The organism is Bombilactobacillus sp. ESL1094 (assembly GCF_058107425.1).
In genome coordinates this window covers 448,382-466,703 of record NZ_JBYLUM010000001.1, presented here as the reverse complement: position 1 = coordinate 466,703, position 18,322 = coordinate 448,382, and the positions used below count along the sequence as shown (strand labels likewise).

The following is an 18,322-nucleotide window of genomic DNA, read 5'->3' as shown; positions in this document are numbered from 1 at the left end:
TTAATATTGATTGTTAATCAAAAAGACATTTCTTCGGAAATGTCTTTTTTTAATCGCACGGATTTTTGCGTCAATTACTAATTCTCAAACACTTCGGCATTAATGAGATTAATTAGCAGAAGTTTTAGTGGTATCATTAAGTCTTAAGTAGCTAAATAATAGATAAGGAAAGTATTTATGCGAATTATTTTTGTGGGTGATGTCATGGGAGATTTGGGACTGCAAGCTTTGCAAACATATCTTCCACAAATCAAGGCACATTTTCGCCCCCAAGTGACGATTGTTAACGGTGAAAATGCTGCTAAAGGACGAGGCATTAAGGAACAACAATTTAAAAAGATTTTAAAAGCGGGAGCAGATGTGATTACACTGGGAAATCATGCTTTTGATCAGTCAGAAGTGAATGATTTACTGGAACAGAATGATAATTTGGTGCGACCTGCTAATTACCCTGGGGCAGTTCCGGGAGCAGGAATGACAATTAAACAAGTCAATCAGGAGCAATTAGCAGTAATTAATTTACAGGGGCGCGCTTTAATGAATGCAATTGACGACCCTTTTCAAATAGCTGATCAATTATTGGCGCAAATTCCGGATCAAGCGCAAATTTTTATTGACTTTCATGCAGAAACAACTAGTGAAAAAGCGGCATTGGCTTACTATTTAGATGGTCGAGTGGCGGCAGTTGTCGGGACACATACACATGTGCAAACCAATGATGCCCGAGTTCTGCCGAAAGGGACAGCATTTTTGACAGATGTGGGCATGACGGGGGATTATGACGGAATTATTGGCGTTCAAGCCCAGAGTAGTATTCGCCGCTTTTTAACACAGAGACCAACTCGTTATGAATTAACGGAACATGGTCGTCCCCAAATTAATTATTGCGTAATTGATCTAGAAACGAAAAATAAAATTCATGCGTATCAAATTAATCCGGATCGTCCGTTTGTTGAATAAAAGTTGTTGTTTTTTGAATTAATCTGATCAATAAGATCCTAGCCTAGAGGAGTTTTGTATGCCACAAACTACTAAAGATACACCAATGATGCAACAATATTTAAAAATTAAAAAGGATTATCCAGATGCTTTTTTGTTTTATCGGATTGGTGATTTCTATGAAATGTTTTACGATGATGCAATCAAAGGGGCACAAATACTAGAATTAACCTTGACAGCCCGTAATAAAAATGCCGCTGATCCGATTCCCATGTGTGGGGTGCCCCACCATGCCGTGCAAAGTTATATTGATGTTTTGGTAGATAAAGGGTATAAAGTTGCTATTTGTGAGCAATTAGAAGATCCCAAAGAAGCTAAGGGGATGGTCAAGCGCGGGATTATCAAATTAGTCACGCCAGGAACTAGTTTGGAAGATAAGCCGAATCAAAGCCGAGAGAATAATTATTTGGCGGCCGTAATTTTTCAAGATCAAGAATATGGTTTTGCCTATACGGACTTGTCCACCGGTGAAGTGCGGGTAACTGCGTTTCATAATTGGCAGCAAGTTCAAAATGAATTATTAAATTTACGCTCTAAGGAAGTTGTGATTGCGGCCACTCTAGATCAAGACCAACAGGACCAACTAAAAAAGATGGGAATTTTGGTATCCAGTGAGCAACCCCAGCAAGCTTACGCCGAAGTAGCTTTTGTGACGCAAAAAGTCCAGTCTGAGCTCCAACGTCAGGCGATTACTTATTTAATTTCTTATTTAATTGAAACTCAAAAACGTTCTTTGGCGCACTTGCAGATCGCCCAAGTTTACCAAACTAGTAAATATTTACAAATGGATCACAATGTTCAAAGTAACTTAGAATTATTTCGTTCCCTAAGGACCGGAGAAAAGTCAGGGACATTAGCTTGGCTATTAGACAAAACTAAGACTGCGATGGGTAGCCGTTTGTTAAAGCAATGGCTGCAACGCCCATTACTAGATGCAGCTCTTCTTCAAAAGCGTCAAGATTTAGTTCAAATTTTATTGGATAATTTTTTTCAACGGGGCAATTTACAAGATTATTTAACGAAGGTTTATGATCTGGAACGTTTAGCCGGGCGAATTGCGTTTGGCAATGTTAATGGGCGCGATTTGATTCAATTGGCAACTTCTTTACAGCAAGTTCCTTTAATTAAGGAAACTTTGTTAGATTTACATGATCCGTTACTAGATGATTTGTTAACCAAAATGCCAGAATGTCAGGAAGTTGTGCAATTGATTCAACAAGCGATTGTTGACGATCCGCCAATTTCTGTGACGGAAGGTAACTTAATTCGGGATCATTACGATCAACAACTCGATCAATACCGTAGTGCGATGACGAATGGGAAGGCTTGGATTGCTCAACTACAAGCAGATGAACAACAAGCTACAGGCATTAAGAACTTAAAAATTGGTTTTAACCGGGTGTTTGGTTACTATATTGAAGTAACTAATGCGAATAAAGCCCAGGTGCCCACGGATCGCTATGAACGCAAGCAGACATTAACTAATTCAGAACGCTATATTACGCCGGAATTAAAAGACAAAGAACGTTTGATTTTGGAAGCAGAAGAAAAATCGACGTTACTAGAACACCAATTATTCAAACAAGTTCGGCAACAAATTAAAGAACAAATTGAGCAAATTCAAGCTTTAGCTCAAATTTTAGCCCAGTTGGATGTTTTACAAAGTTTTGCGGTAATTAGTGAGGATCAGCATTATGTTCGCCCACAATTTACGCACAATCATGAAATTAAAATTGTTAATGGTCGTCATCCGGTGGTTGAAAAAGTATTAGGTAGTGATAGTTATATTCCTAACGATGTGAAGATGAACGATCAAACTGATATTTTATTAATTACAGGTCCTAATATGTCTGGTAAAAGCACATATATGCGGCAAACGGCGTTAATTGTCATTATGGCGCAGATTGGATGTTTTGTTCCCGCCGATGCGGCTACGCTGCCGATTTTTGATCAGATTTTTACGCGGATTGGTGCCGCTGATGATTTAATTGCGGGCAATTCCACCTTTATGGTCGAAATGATGGAAGCCAATGATGCCTTGCAGCACGCGACGAGTAATTCTTTGATTATTTTTGATGAAATTGGGCGGGGAACGGCGACTTATGATGGAATGGCTTTGGCACAGGCAATTATTGAGTATTTAGATCAAACAGTTCATGCCAAAACGCTGTTTTCCACACACTATCATGAATTAACCCAATTAGCTCAAGATTTAACCACGGTAACGAATGTACACGTGGATGCAACTCAAGAAAATGGGCAATTAGTCTTTTTGCATAAGGTTTTAGCAGGTCCCGCTGATAAGTCGTACGGAATTCATGTTGCAAAATTGGCAGGTTTGCCGACTGATCTATTACAGCGGGCACAAGAGATTTTAGATAATCTGGAACACAAACCGACTAATTTACAAAAAACACCAGTTTCCCAAGCAGTCCAACCCGTCGTTAATCAGGTACAAGAAGCCCCAGTGGAGCAACAATTATCTTTATTTTCAGAAAGTGATGCTACTCATCAAGAATTATTACAAGAATTGCAGCAAGCTAATGTGTTGAATATGACGCCATTAGAGGCGTTAAATTTCTTGTATCAATTACAAGCCAAATTACATTAATTTTCTGCATCAAAGTTGTTCAAAAATTAAGTAGTAGCAATACTAACTGCTGAGAAGTTTTGCAAGCCAATTGTGTTAGTAAACATTAGCTGTAAATTAGATTAGAGTAGGGATATTCAATGGCAGAAATTCATGAATTACCAAGTACTTTAAGTAATCAAATTGCCGCAGGCGAAGTGGTAGAACGGCCAGCATCCGTGGTCAAAGAATTAGTAGAAAATGCAATTGACGCACACGCAACACAAATTGAAATTCAAGTGCAAGATGCGGGTATTTCGCAAATTAAGGTTGTTGATAACGGTGATGGTATTGCTAGAGATCAAGTTCAGCTAGCGTTTCAACCGCATGCCACTAGTAAAATCAGTTCAACCCAGGACTTATTTAATGTACAGACTTTAGGGTTTCGGGGTGAGGCTTTGGCTAGTATTGCTGCAGTTGCCAAGGTCGTGCTTACTACTAGTACTGATGGAGCCAGTGGCACGCTGTTGCAAGTAGCAGGTGGACAATTCCAAACGCCACAGGTGACCGCGGCTAAAAAGGGGACCACAGTGGTGGTGACCGATTTATTTTACAATACACCCGTGCGGTTAAAATATATCAAAACTTTAAATACTGAGTTAAAAAAAGTAGTTGAGGTTGTAAATCATCTAGCCTTAGGTCACCCCCAGATTGCGTTGAGATTAAACAATGAAAAGAAAACCTTAGTGCGAACTTCTGGTAACGGCGATCTCAAACAAACTATTGCGGGGATCTATGGCCGCAAAGTAGCAGCTGACTTAATTGCTTGTCAAGGTGTTGATGCTGATTTTCAGGTTCAAGGCTATTTATCTTTGCCAGAACAAACGAGAGCTAACCGCAATTATATCGCACTGTTAATTAATCAACGCTATATTCATAATTATCAATTAAGTAAAGCTTTTTTGGCGGGGTATGGTTCAAAGCTAATGGTTGGGCGCTATCCTATAGGTGTTCTAGAAATTACGACTGATCCGTTATTAGTTGATGTTAATGTTCATCCAACCAAGCGTGAAGTTCGCTTGAGTAAAGAACAACAATTAGCTAATTTAATTGAACAAAGCGTTGCACAAGCATTGGGGCAATTAAATTTAATTCCGGATGCTTTAAAAACAACTCCCTCCAAACCAAGACCGCCTTTTGTGCAAACTGATGAGTCATTTAATGCGGCAACATCTTTTTTACGTGAACCATCTGTTACCAAGACCACGCCAACGACTAATTGGATTCAACCAGGAGCAGTGCATTTACAAGAAATCTTTCAAGATCCTCAGCATCTACAACAATGGGATCAAAAAATGCAGCAAATTGCTCAACAAGATGCCACTCTGACGCAATTACCACCAAAAGCGTCGGATGCTACACCCAAAGTCAAGTCAGTGGCACAACAGTCGTTATCCAAATCAGCTTTTCCCCAATTACAATTCCTGACACAAATTCATGAAACTTATTTAGTAGCTCAAAGTGGTGATGGTTTTTATCTGGTTGACCAACATGCTGCCCAAGAACGGGTGAAGTATGAGCAATTTAGTCAAGCAATTGGTCAAGTTAGTAGCGATCAACAAAAATTATTGGTACCGTTAATTTTGGATTACGCTAATTCAGAGGCGATTACTTTAAGTGCACACTTAGATTTATTACGTCAGGTGGGGGTGGAGATTGCTCCGTTTGGACAAAATAGTTTTGTGGTAACTAGCCATCCTACTTGGATTGGCGTTGAGCAAGAAGAAAAGACGATTCGAGAAATGATTGATTATATTTTGCAAGACGGTAAAATTAATATAGCCCGTTTTCGAGAACAAACAGCGATTACTATGAGCTGTAAATTATCTATTAAGGCTAATCATCATTTGGACCGGCCTCAGGCCCAGGCAATTTTGGATCAATTAGCACAAGCCCAAAATCCGTATAATTGTCCGCATGGGCGGCCGACATTAATTCATTTTAGTGATGCGGAAATCCAAAAGATGTTTAAGAGAATTCAAGATCCCCATCAATCTAGACGGTTTAAGTGAGGTTTTATTGTGTTTGAATATTTTCAGGGAATTATTACGGCGATTTATCCCACTTATGTGGTATTAGAGGTCCAACACATTGGTTATCATATCTTGGTGGCGAACCCTTATCGTTACCAGACAGACGAACCGCTCAAGCTTTATATTGAACAAATTATTCGTGATAATGATCAATCCCTCTATGGTTTTTATGACTTAGCAGAAAAACAATTATTTTTACAATTAACTTCGGTTTCTGGAATTGGTCCCAAAAGTGCGTTAGCTATTTTGGCTGACGATGATCATTCGGGATTGATTGAAGCAATTGGGAGCGACGATGTGCAATTTCTGACGAAGTTTCCTGGTGTTGGTAGAAAAACGGCGCAACAAATTGTTTTGGATTTAAAAGATAAATTACCCAAAACAACTCTGGCAACCAATCCCTCTAACTTATTTAGTCATGTACCAACAGCAACTGCTAATAAAGATTTTGCTGATGGCTTAGCAGCGTTAGCCGCTTTAGGTTATTCTCAAAAAGAATTACAAAAGATTGAAACGGCTTTAAGTAAAGTAACGGCCCAGAATGCAGGTGATTACGTCCGGGCAGGTTTAAAATTATTACATTAAGAACTGAGGTGATTAGATGTCTGACAAGGATCATTTAACTGATGATCAAATTCTCGATGATCAAGAAGCGGCGGTTGAACAATCTTTACGGCCTCAAACTTTGGACCAGTACTTGGGACAAGAAAAAGTTAAACATGAATTGCATGTCTATATTCAAGCAGCTTTAAAGCGCCAGGAAGCACTGGATCATGTCTTGTTGTACGGACCGCCTGGATTAGGTAAGACAACGCTAGCTTTGGTGATTGCCCATGAGTTACAAGTCAATCTGCGAACAACGACGGGGCCATCAATTGAAAAACCGGGTGATTTGGTTGCTATTTTGAGTGAATTACAAGCTGGTGACGTGTTATTTATTGATGAAATTCATCGTCTACCAAAAAATATTGAAGAAATTTTGTATTCGGCGATGGAGGACTTTTATATTGATATCGTCGTTGGTCAAGGCTCCGATGCCCACGCAATTCATTACCCATTACCGCCGTTTACCTTGATTGGTGCGACGACTCGGGCAGGCCAATTATCTTCACCTTTGCGGAGTCGCTTTGGGATTGTCGAACACATGGCTTTTTATGATGAAGCCGAATTGACGCAAATTGTCCAACGCTCCGCTCAGGTTTTAAATGTGTCTGTAACCAGCGCCGGTGCGCATGAACTAGCACGGCGTTCACGCGGAACACCGCGCGTAGCTAATCGTTTATTAAAGCGTGTCCGCGATTTTATGCAGGTTTCTGGTCAAGCAGAAATTGATCAAACTTTGGCAGCTTCGGCCTTAGACCAATTACAAGTTGATGATCAAGGGCTTGATCAGACAGATCGCAAATTATTGATAATGATGATTAATCTGTATCAGGGTGGGCCGTTAGGAATTAAAACGATGGCTGTCAATTTAGGTGAAGAACAAGAAACAATTGAAACCGTGAACGAACCATATTTGTTACAGCAAGGTTTCTTAAAGCGGACCCCCCGTGGTCGGGTGGTGACCCCCAAAGCCTATGAACATTTAGGGATTCCATTAACTAAAGGAGAGAATTAAATTGTTAACGTTAGAAGATTTTGATTATCATTTACCTCAGGAATTAATTGCACAAACTCCGATTAAAAACCGCGACCAATCACGCATGTTAGTGTTAGATCATCAAACTGGTGAATATCAAGATCGACACTTCTTTGATATTCTAGATTATTTAAATCCTGGTGATGCTTTAGTAATGAATAATACTAAGGTTTTACCAGCTCGCTTGTATGGCATTAAGGAAAAGACGCAGGCACACTTAGAAGTTTTATTATTAAATAATACCGAGGGTGATGACTGGGAAGTTTTGATGAAACCAGCACGCAGAGCACCAGTGGGGACCGTCGTCGAATTTGGTGATGGAAAGTTAAAATGTGCGGTTACGAAGGAATTGGAACACGGTGGCCGGATGGTGCACTTTGATTATGATGGGATTTTTATGGAAATCTTAGAACAATTAGGTGAAATGCCCTTACCGCCCTATATCAAAGAAAAATTAGCTGATCCTGATCGTTACCAAACGGTCTATGCCAAAGAAGAAGGTTCAGCAGCGGCCCCTACAGCTGGCTTACATTGGACGAAAGACTTATTAGAGAAAGTCCAAGCTAAGGGTGTTAAGTTAGTTTATTTAACCTTACATGTGGGGTTGGGAACTTTTCGGCCAGTTTCTGAAGAAAATATTGATGATCATCAGATGCATAGTGAGTTTTACCGTTTGAGTGAAGCAGCGGCGCAAACTTTAAATGAAGTTAAGGCTAATGGTGGCAAAATTGTTGCAACGGGTACCACTTCTATTCGAACTTTAGAAACAATTGGAACGAAGTTTGACGGAAAAATTAAGGCAGACAGTGGCTGGACTGATATCTTTATTAAGCCTGGTTATCGTTGGCGGGTGGTGGATGAGTTTATTACTAATTTTCATTTACCTAAGTCCACCTTAGTGATGTTAGTAGCTTCTTTTACCGGACGCGAAAATATCTTAAATGCTTATGAACACGCAGTTAAAGAGCAATATCGGTTCTTCAGTTTTGGTGATGCAATGTTTATTAAATAAAATTGCAGTAAAAATTAGTTGAGGCAAACGGAATTTATCGTGAATAGAGACGAACATTTTTATGCACTCAATTGCTAAGTAATTTTTTCAACTTCATTACCCAAGTTAGGACCACATTGTTGAAGCAATGAGTTGTTATTTGGTGCAGTACGATGTCCAATAATATACAGAAATTTGGAGTTTTATATGGAACAACCAATTAAATATCATTTAATCAAAAAAGAAAAACATACTGGCGCCCGGTTAGGCGAATTAATTACCCCGCATGGAACTTTTGAGACCCCGATTTTTATGCCTGTTGGGACACAAGCCAGTGTCAAAACTATGTCACCAGAGGAATTAAAGGAAATCGGAGCAACGGTCATTTTATCTAATACCTATCACTTATGGTTACGGCCTGGTTCTAAGTTGGTGCGTGAAGCAGGTGGTTTGCACCAGTTTATGAATTGGGATCGTGGCATACTAACCGATTCTGGTGGCTTTCAAGTTTTTTCTTTAGCCAAAAGGCGCGGTATTAGTGAAGAAGGTATTACTTTTAAGAGCCATTTAGATGGGCGTAAGATGTTTTTATCACCAGAAAAGGCCATTCATATTGAAAATGATTTGGGCCCAGATATTATGATGAGCTTGGATGAATGTCCGCCTTTCTTTGAATCACATGATTACTTGCAAAAATCAATTGCACGTACAACGCGGTGGGCAGAACGTGGTTTAAGAGCGCATCGTAATCCTAACCGGCAGGGGATTTTTGGAATTGTTCAAGGCGCAGGTTTTAAAGATTTGCGGCAGCAAAGTGCCAAAGATTTAGTTTCATTAGATTTTGCTGGTTACTCTATTGGCGGTTTATCTGTTGGTGAATCGAAAACGCAAATGAATCAAGTTTTAGATTATACGACGCCACTTTTGCCGGAAAATAAGCCACGATACTTGATGGGCGTGGGTACAGCTGATTCGTTGATTGATGGTGTCATTCGTGGAATTGATATGTTTGATTGTGTTTTGCCCACACGGATTGCGCGTAATGGAACTTGCATGACTTCTAATGGGCGTTTGGTCGTCAAAAATGCACAATATGCCCACGATTTTGGCCCGTTAGATCCGAATTGTGATTGTTATGCTTGTCGAAATTATTCTCGGGCTTATATCAGACATTTACTGCAGGTTGATGAAACTTTTGGCATTCACTTAACAAGTTATCATAACTTATATTATTTAGTGCATTTGATGGCGCAAATTCGCCAAGCAATTCGGGATGATAATTTATTAGACTTGAAGCAACAGGTCTTCGAACAGTACGGCTTTAATGAAAAAAACGCAAAGAATTTTTAATGAGTTACTGTGTTTTCAAGGATTGTTTGTTAGAATAGTAGTAAAATCAAACTAGAGGTGGAGCAATTGAACTTATTGGCAGCTAAAGCAAGTGGTAGTGGTAACATGATGTTATTACTCTTTTTCGTCATTTTAATTGTATTTATGTATTTTACGATGTGGCGCCCACAAAAAAAGCAACAAGAACAACGTCAAAAAATGTTGGGTCAACTAAAAGTTGGTGATCCGGTCGTCACCATCGGTGGCCTTTACGGAACGATTGATACGATTAATGATGCAGAAAAGACCATCGTGATCGACTGTGATGGAATTTATTTAACGTTTAATCGTTCAGCGATTAGAAGTGTCAATAAACCAGCCGCAACTAAATCAGCGACAACAGCTAAGGCTGAGACAGAAACTAAAGCACCAGCAAAGTCAGATGAAGCGGCTAGTGACGATGCTGCTCCTGCTAGTCAAGCGGATGATGACACTACTACTGAAACAGCAGATAAATAATTTGAGTTTTGAAGAGGTTGGGACAAAAGTCGCTGAAATTTGAAAACTAACGATAATTGAGTAAGTTTGCCACAAATTTTAGACTTTTGGAGTACAATAATTAATCAATGTTTAGTTAGTTTAGAACATGATAATTATTGCCCCAACCTCTTTTTGTTAGCTGCAATTAGTTAAGTTTGAAGACGGTTTTTAATTGGTTGTAATTATTATGTTGGAGTAATTTTTATATAACTACAATCCAAAAACAAAAATTACGATGTGTGAGGTATGAATAATGCAGGAACAAAAAGTTATTTTTATTATTTTTGGTGGCTCAGGTGATTTAGCACACCGTAAATTATATCCTGCGCTTTTTAAATTATATTTAAAAGGTTATTTAAAACAGCATTTTGCAGTAATTGGTACAGCGCGAAGGGCTTGGAGCCACGAATATTTTCGGCAAACGATTTTACAATCAATTGTTGATGAAACTGCCGATCAAGACCAGATTGATCAATTTTTACAACATTTTTATTATCAATCACATGATGTTAATGATGCCGAACACTATGTTGCCTTAAAAAAATTGGCATCTAGTTTAGATCAAAAATATCAAACTGGCGCTAATCAAATTTTTTATATGGCGATTGCGCCCAAGTTTTTTGGAGTGGTGGCACAACATATTAATTCAGAACATTTATTAACAGCGACGGGTTTTAACCGTTTGGTCATCGAGAAGCCATTTGGGCGTGATTTAAAAAGCGCACAGGAATTAAACGATAGTATTGCAGCCACTTTCCAAGAAAAACAGATCTATCGTATTGATCATTATTTGGGAAAAGAAATGGTTCAGGCTTTGCCGATTCTTCGCTTTACGAATCCGATGTTAGAAGCTGTTTGGAATAAGCAGTATATTAATAATGTGCAAATTACCTTGGCTGAGACCTTGGGTGTGGGTGAACGTGCGGGTTATTATGAAACAGCTGGTGCTTTGCGTGATATGATTCAAAATCACGCCTTACAAATTTTGGGGTTATTGGCGATGGATCAGCCGTCGGTCTTTACGTCTGATGCAGTGCACCAACAAAAAGTCAAATTATTCTCGCAATTACAGTTATATTCAGCTCAAGAAGTTGAGCGCTATTTTGTGCGCGGTCAATATGGTACTGATAAGAAAGGTTATCATCGCTCTTATCGAGCAGCGGATGATGTAGCCGATAATTCAGTCGTAGAAACTTTTATTGCTGGAAAAATTTTGATTGATAATGAACGTTGGCAAAATGTACCATTTTATGTTCGCTCTGGTAAGAGATTACGTCAGAAAGCTACGCGGATTGATATTGTTTTTAATGAACAAACTGATAATATTTTTGCTCAAGTTTTACCGCAACAAATCAGACCTTGTCGACCAATACTGACAATTGTAGTAGAACCAACGCAGGGAATTAAATTGAGTTTGAACTTGACGACACCAGGAGAGGGTTTGCGCAATTCTTTGAAAACTTTAGATTTTCATGAATTGTCAGATAGCATGGTTAACTCACAGGAAGCCTATGAAAAATTATTAATTGATATTTTGTTGGGCAATCAAACTAATTTTACCAATTGGCAAGAACAGTATTACACTTGGCGCTTTATTGATCGGATTCGCCAATATTTTGATCAAATTCAGCCTGAGTTCCCTAATTACTATAGTAATAGTTTTGGCCCTCAAGCTAGTGACGATTTATTAGCGAAAGATGGCAACGAGTGGATTTGGAATTCGGATAATCTTGAACTCTGATTTTTGGGAATTACCCATTGTTATTAATGATCAACGTCAAATTCTGCATGTTGATATGGATGCTTTTTACGCTTCAGTGGAAGAACGTGAGCATCCAGCTTATCGCCATAAAGCGCTAGTCATTGCTCGCGATCCGCGCTTGCACAATGGTCATGGCGTTATTACTACTGCTAATTACCAGGCGCGGAAGTTTGGGGTACATTCGGCAATGCCAGCGATTAAGGCATTGGAGTTAATCCCTGCTGAGCAATTGCAATTTACGGATCCGAATTTTAAGTTATATCGGCAAGTTTCACAACAAATTCACCAGATTTTTGCGAAGATTACGGCTGTTTGGGAGCCTGTAGCGTTTGATGAAGCTTATTTAGATATAACGCATAATCATTTGCAGATGGAAGATCCAATTGAGGTTGCCGCGTTAATTCAGCATACTATCAAGAATTCATTACAATTAACTTGTTCGGTAGGAATTTCTTATAATAAATTTTTAGCTAAAATGGCATCTGATTATGCTAAACCATTCGGGCGCACGGTAATTAGTAGCAACCAAGCGTTGAATTTTTTGGCGCAGATGCCGATTGCTAAATTACATGGTATTGGTAAAGCCACACAGGCTAAACTAGCACAAGCTGGCTTAACTACCGGTCAACAGTTGCAGCAATGTCCAGTGACTTTTTTAACGCGATTGTTGGGAAAAACGGGTTTTCTCTTGTATCAGCGAATTCACGGAATTGATGATCGCCAAGTGAGCGCACAGCGCCAGCATAAATCGATTGGTAATGAACGTTCCTTTGATCGACCAATTTTTAATGACCAAGAGATTAATGATGTTTTAAAGGAACAGGCAAAATCGGTGGCACAAACTTTGCAACAAAAGCAGCTGCATGGGCAAACGATTGTTTTAAAAGTTCGGACGATGGAATTTGTGACTTATACACGGCGCAAAACTTTGACTAATTGGACTAATAATGCACAATTAATCTACCAAACTAGTCAAGAATTGTTAGCCACTTTAATGTTAGAGAATCAACCACTGCGCTTATTAGGAATTACGGTAACCAACTTAGTGCCACAAAATTTTGAGGAAATTGAGCTTTTTTAGGAGAAGATTATGAATACTTTTGGAGAAATTATTACCCAAATTAAACAATATGAGCGAATCATTATCCATCGACATGAAAATCCTGATCCAGATGCTCTAGGGTCACAGTTAGGTTTAGCATCCAGCATTCAAGCAACTTATCCGGATAAAACGGTTTTGTTAGCGGGGGGGTCAGTCGGTGATTTAGACTGGATTAGTACGATGGATCAAGTTAGTGATCTGCAGTATCAACAAGCATTAGTGATTGTCGTTGATACAGCTAATCAACCGCGCATTAGTGATCAGCGTTATAGTGAAGGTGAAAAACTGATTAAGATTGATCACCATCCCAATGTGGATTCATATGGTGATTTACAGTATGTGAATACGAGTGCTTCGAGTTGTTCAGAAATTATCGGTGATTTAATTAATAGTGCTGGTTCTGATTTGGTTTTCACGGACCAAGCAGCCCGCGCTTTATATGCAGGAATAGTCGGTGATACGGGACGCTTCATGTATCAAAGTACAACTTCTCATACTTTAGCTTTAGCTGCGCAATTAATTGGTTATCGTTTTGATGCCGCCGCTTTAAATCGCAATATGGGGCAAATGACGTTAGAACAAGCCAAATTACAAGGTTATGTCTTTGAACATTTGGTGATTGCTCCTAATGGTGCAGCCAAAGTGGTTTTGCCAGCTGAATTGTTAACGAAATTAGGTTTACAGCAGGCAGATGCCCATGTGGTCGTTGGGACACCCGGGCGGTTAAAGAATGTTCAATCTTGGGTCATTGCGGTAGCTAAAGCTGATGGCACTTACCGTATTCATTTGCGTTCTAAGCAAGTAGCCATTAATGATTTGGCAGCACAACATGATGGTGGCGGACATCCACTAGCTAGTGGTGCTAATGCGCAAGATTTGGCAGAGGTGGAACAAATTTATCAGCAACTACAAGCTAAATTAGACGATTAAGATAGAGATTAAGGAAATTTGAGGTTAAAATTATGGCTAATTTTGCAGATTACCATTTTGCAGAATTTTTAAAGACAGCGCTGACTAAAATTAATTTTCAGCAGCCTACTAACGTTCAACAGCAAGTCATTCCAGTGATCCAAAAAGGTCATGATGTGATTGTCCAGGCACAAACGGGTAGTGGCAAAACGCACGCATATTTGTTACCGTTAATTAATCAGTTAACGGCTACTAAACAAGTACAATTATTAATTACTGCTCCCAGTCGGGAATTAGCGTATCAAATTCGCGAAGCAGCACAGCAATTAATTCAAACGAGTACTTTAGATTTGCACATTGGTTTATATGTTGGAGGAACCGATAAATTAAAACAAGTACAACACTTGAAACAGCAGCAACCTCAAATTGTTATTGGTACTCCAGGACGAATTTGGGATTTGATCAAAAATCAGGCGCTCTTGGTTTACCAAACTAAATATTTTGTGATTGATGAAGCTGATATGACTTTGGATTTAGGTTTTTTGCAAGAGGTCGACCATATTGCCAGCAGTTTGCCTGACAAATTACAAACGATGGTGTTTTCAGCAACAATTCCGGATAAGTTACAACCATTTTTGAAAAAATATTTATATGAACCACAAGTGATTAAACTAGCGGTTCCAACAATTATTGCCCCTAATATTACGAATTTGGCAATTTTTACGCGTGGACGGGATCGGAAGACTGTTTTATATCAAGTTTTAACCTTAGGTCAACCGTATTTAGCGTTAATCTTTGCGAATACGAAAAAAACGGTTGATGAAGTTTTTAATTTTTTGAAAGTTAAAGGGTTAAATGTTGCCCGCATTCATGGTGGATTAACGCCACGGGAACGTAAGCGCACCATGAAGGCGATTGAAAATATGGATTATCAATTTGTTGTAGCATCTGATCTAGCTGCTCGGGGGATTGATATTCCGGGAGTTTCTCATGTAGTTAATTATGAAATTCCGGACGATGATGACTTTTTTGTTCACCGCGTGGGACGGACTGGGCGCAATCAAATGGCTGGGAGCGCTATTACGTTATATGCGCCGGAAGAGGAAGAAAAGTTACAACATTTAGAAAATTTAGGAATCAAATTTGCAGCTAAAGAAATTAAAAACGGTGAATTAGTTGCGACCCATCAGCATGATCGCCGCCAACAACGCACGGCTTCGCAGCATCAGTTAGATCCAACATTAGTCGGCTTAGTTAAAAAAGAAAAGAAGAAGAAAAAGCCTGGTTATCGTAAGAAAATTAAACAAGCGGTTGACCAAGACCGACGGCAAAAACGTAAAATAGAACAACGTGCTCAGCGCAATCAACGCAAAAAAATGCGGAAACAACAGCACTAAAGTGTTTAGTATGATATGCCTCCCTGAGAATTAGGACAATAATCTTAATTTTTGGAGGCATTTTTTATGAGCAGATTATTGAAAAAGAATTGACTTTCTAGAATTTTAAAATTATTATTAAAATTAATTGGATATGCTGTGTTCAAACTTTCTTGAGAGAGGGTAAGGTTGGTGGAATTACCTGTTGGTTTTAATGCAGTGCTCCCAACGTTTAAATTAAAATAATAAATGAAGTGGCAAACGACAAAATCGTTGCAATCAAGGTGGTACCACGCTTAAGCGCCCTTGTGAAGCAATGATTTTGTTTTTTTATTGAGGAGTGAAATTATGAAACAAATGACTAGTGCGCAAGTGCGCCAAATGTTCTTAGATTTTTTTGCTCAAAAAGGTCATACGATTGAGCCAAGTGCATCATTAGTACCCAAAGATGATCCAACATTATTGTGGATTAATTCTGGTGTAGCAACGATGAAGAAATACTTTGATGGTGAAGTAATTCCGAAAAATCCGCGTTTAGTTTCGGCACAAAAAAGTATTCGTACTAATGATATTGAAAATGTGGGACATACTGCTCGGCATCAAACCTTTTTTGAAATGTTAGGTAATTTTTCAGTCGGTGATTATTTTAAAGATCAGGCTGTTGCTTGGGCATGGGAGTTGTTGACTAGTCCCGAGTGGTTTGATTTTGATCCGGAAAAATTATTTGTCACAGTTTATCCTAAGGATCAAGCGGCGTATGATTGTTGGATTAAACAAGGTGTGCGGCCTGATCATATTTATAAAGTTGAAGATAACTTTTGGGATATTGGGGTGGGTCCTTGCGGTCCAGATTCTGAAATCTTTTATGATCGCGGACAGGAAAATAATGATGTTGCGGAAAACGATCCTGAGAATTATCCTGGGGGCGAAAATGCACGTTACTTGGAAATTTGGAACATCGTGTTCTCCCAGTTAAACCATTTGCCTGACGGTCAATATGTGGATCAACCACATAAAAATATTGATACTGGTATGGGCTTAGAACGGATTGTTTCCGTGATTCAAAATGCACCAACAAATTTTGAAACTGATTTGTTCTTACCAATCATTCGAGCTACAGAAACTTTTACTGCTGATAAACATTATGGTGCTGTTGCTAGCGATGATGTGGCTTTTAAGATTATTGCCGATCATGTGCGGACGGTTAGTTTTGCAATTGGTGATGGCGCTTTGCCTTCGAATGAAGGTCGGGGCTATGTTTTGCGGCGTTTAATTCGACGTGCGGTTTTAAATGGTCATAAACTAGGAATCCAAGGTCCATTTTTAAGTCAATTAGTTCCCGTAGTTGGAAAAATTATGGACAGTTATTATCCAGAGATATTGGCCCAATTAGAATACATTCAAAAGGTGATTGCTAGTGAAGAAAAGCGGTTTGCCGAAACCCTGAATGATGGTTTAGCTTTGCTAAATGAAACGATTGCTCAAGTTAAAGCTAACGGCAGCCAACAAATTAGTGGTAGTGCGGCTTTTAAATTGTTTGATACCTATGGTTTTCCGTATGAATTAACGGTTGAGTCAGCACAAGAGCAAGGTTTAAGTGTCGATCGTGCTGGATTTGATGCCCAAATGGAGCAACAAAAGCAACGTGCTCGGCAAGCACGTGGTAAGCAACAGTCCATGGGCAATCAAGATCAATTATTAATGGGCTTAAACATTGAGAGTGAATTTGTCGGCTATGACCAAATGAGCATTGATGATGGTGTTTTACAAGCGATTATCGTGGCTGATCAAACAGTTGCTGAGGTCAAAGCTGGTCAAGCACAATTAATTTTTGATCGAACGCCTTTTTACGCTGAAATGGGTGGTCAAGTGGCCGATATTGGGGTGATTCAAGATCAAAACGGAACCACGGTTGCCCAAGTTATCGACGTTCAACATGCACCAAATGGTCAAAATTTACATTTAGTTGATGTCAAAGCACCGTTGGTGCAAGGCCAAACCTATCATTTAGCTATTGATCAAACTTTCCGGAAAAAAGTCCGGCGGAATCATACAGCTACGCATTTATTGGATCAGGCGTTACGGAATGTTTTGGGCGATAAAACCCATCAAGCGGGTTCATTAGTCGAGCCAGATTATCTGCGCTTTGATTTTACTAGTTTAGATCGTTTGACTGACGCGCAGTTGCGCCAAATTGAGCAAATCGTTAATGAACAAATTTGGCAAGAAATTCCTGTAGAAACGATTGAAACAGATTTGCAATCGGCGAAGAAATTAGGTGCCATTTCACTATTTGATGACAAGTATGGTGATCAAGTCCGAGTTGTGAAAATTGCTGACTTTTCCATGGAATTTTGTGGCGGTACGCATGTCAAAAATACGGCCGAAATTGGCATGTTTAAGATTATTGCTGAAACAGCTATTGGTTCCGGTGTCAGACGAATTACGGCGGTTACAAGCCAAGAAGCTTACGAGGCCGATCAAGAACAGTTGCATTATTTGCAACAAATGCAGCAAGAATTAAAAGTTCCGCAGATGAAAGTTTTGCCTGAAAAAGTCACACAATTGACCGCCGAATTAAAGAGTACTAAGCAAAAATTACGAGATTTAAAAACCAAGGTGGCCCAACAAGAAGCCGGTGACTTATTAAATCAAGTTGAACAACTTGGTTCCATGACAGCGATTATTACAGCCGTACCCGATACGGGAATGAATGAATTGCGGCAAATGGCAGATACTTGGAAGCAAAAGTCGCAATCAGATGTCTTGGTATTGGGAACTAAAAACGGAAGTAAAGCTAATTTAATTATAGCTGCTAGTTCTAAGGCGATTGCCCAAGGATTGACAGCTGGACAATTAATTAAGCAAATTGCTCCGAAAATCAATGGCGGCGGCGGTGGTCGCGCTCAATTAGCCCAGGCGGGCGGGAAAGATGCTACTGGATTAGATGCAGCTTTAACTTTGGCCCGTCAATTAATTGCTCAAGCTTAATCAATGGTCAAGGACCTCTTTT

At 39.3% G+C, this 18,322-nt stretch carries 13 protein-coding genes; all 13 read left to right on the top strand.

What is annotated here, in order from left to right:
* Positions 1–177: 177 nt before the first annotated feature.
* Positions 178–960, top strand: coding sequence for a TIGR00282 family metallophosphoesterase (locus AC3B5S_RS02520; RefSeq protein ID WP_489757236.1), 783 nt, complete (start codon positions 178–180; stop codon positions 958–960).
* A gap of 58 nt (positions 961–1,018) precedes the next feature.
* The gene (gene mutS / locus AC3B5S_RS02515) at positions 1,019–3,610 is read left to right on the top strand and encodes a DNA mismatch repair protein MutS (protein WP_489757237.1); all 2,592 of its coding nucleotides are present in this window, start codon (positions 1,019–1,021) and stop codon (positions 3,608–3,610) included.
* A gap of 119 nt (positions 3,611–3,729) precedes the next feature.
* A complete protein-coding gene (gene mutL, locus AC3B5S_RS02510) occupies positions 3,730–5,640 on the top strand; it encodes a DNA mismatch repair endonuclease MutL (RefSeq protein ID WP_489757238.1) in 1,911 nt (636 codons plus the stop codon).
* Between the two features lie 9 nt (positions 5,641–5,649).
* Positions 5,650–6,246, top strand: coding sequence for a Holliday junction branch migration protein RuvA (ruvA, locus tag AC3B5S_RS02505; protein ID WP_489769161.1), 597 nt, complete (start codon positions 5,650–5,652; stop codon positions 6,244–6,246).
* Positions 6,247–6,262: 16 nt separating this feature from the next.
* Complete coding sequence (gene ruvB / locus AC3B5S_RS02500) at positions 6,263–7,279, top strand: Holliday junction branch migration DNA helicase RuvB (RefSeq protein ID WP_489790031.1); 1,017 nt, start codon at positions 6,263–6,265, stop codon at positions 7,277–7,279.
* On the top strand, positions 7,275–8,312 hold the full coding sequence (gene queA, locus AC3B5S_RS02495; RefSeq protein ID WP_489769840.1) for a tRNA preQ1(34) S-adenosylmethionine ribosyltransferase-isomerase QueA: 1,038 nt from the start codon (positions 7,275–7,277) through the stop codon (positions 8,310–8,312). Before ruvB ends, queA begins: the two co-directional genes overlap by 5 nt.
* Positions 8,313–8,498: 186 nt before the next feature.
* On the top strand, positions 8,499–9,641 hold the full coding sequence (gene tgt, locus AC3B5S_RS02490) for a tRNA guanosine(34) transglycosylase Tgt (protein WP_489757242.1): 1,143 nt from the start codon (positions 8,499–8,501) through the stop codon (positions 9,639–9,641).
* Between the two features lie 66 nt (positions 9,642–9,707).
* Positions 9,708–10,139 carry a preprotein translocase subunit YajC gene (gene yajC, locus AC3B5S_RS02485; RefSeq protein ID WP_489769159.1) on the top strand — a complete coding sequence of 144 codons (432 nt, stop codon included), beginning with the start codon at positions 9,708–9,710 and terminating at the stop codon, positions 10,137–10,139.
* Between the two features lie 274 nt (positions 10,140–10,413).
* Positions 10,414–11,901 (top strand): glucose-6-phosphate dehydrogenase, encoded by a 1,488-nt coding sequence (gene zwf / locus AC3B5S_RS02480; RefSeq protein ID WP_489774798.1) that lies wholly within the window; start codon positions 10,414–10,416, stop codon positions 11,899–11,901.
* On the top strand, positions 11,858–13,003 hold the full coding sequence (gene dinB, locus AC3B5S_RS02475) for a DNA polymerase IV (protein ID WP_489774799.1): 1,146 nt from the start codon (positions 11,858–11,860) through the stop codon (positions 13,001–13,003). Before zwf ends, dinB begins: the two co-directional genes overlap by 44 nt.
* Positions 13,004–13,012: 9 nt before the next feature.
* A complete protein-coding gene (locus AC3B5S_RS02470) occupies positions 13,013–13,954 on the top strand; it encodes a DHH family phosphoesterase (protein WP_489757246.1) in 942 nt (313 codons plus the stop codon).
* A gap of 32 nt (positions 13,955–13,986) precedes the next feature.
* Entirely contained in the window at positions 13,987–15,330 is a 1,344-nt protein-coding gene (locus AC3B5S_RS02465; RefSeq protein ID WP_489757247.1) for a DEAD/DEAH box helicase, read from the top strand.
* A gap of 327 nt (positions 15,331–15,657) precedes the next feature.
* Positions 15,658–18,300 (top strand): alanine--tRNA ligase, encoded by a 2,643-nt coding sequence (gene alaS / locus AC3B5S_RS02460; protein WP_489774801.1) that lies wholly within the window; start codon positions 15,658–15,660, stop codon positions 18,298–18,300.
* Positions 18,301–18,322 lie beyond the last annotated feature (22 nt).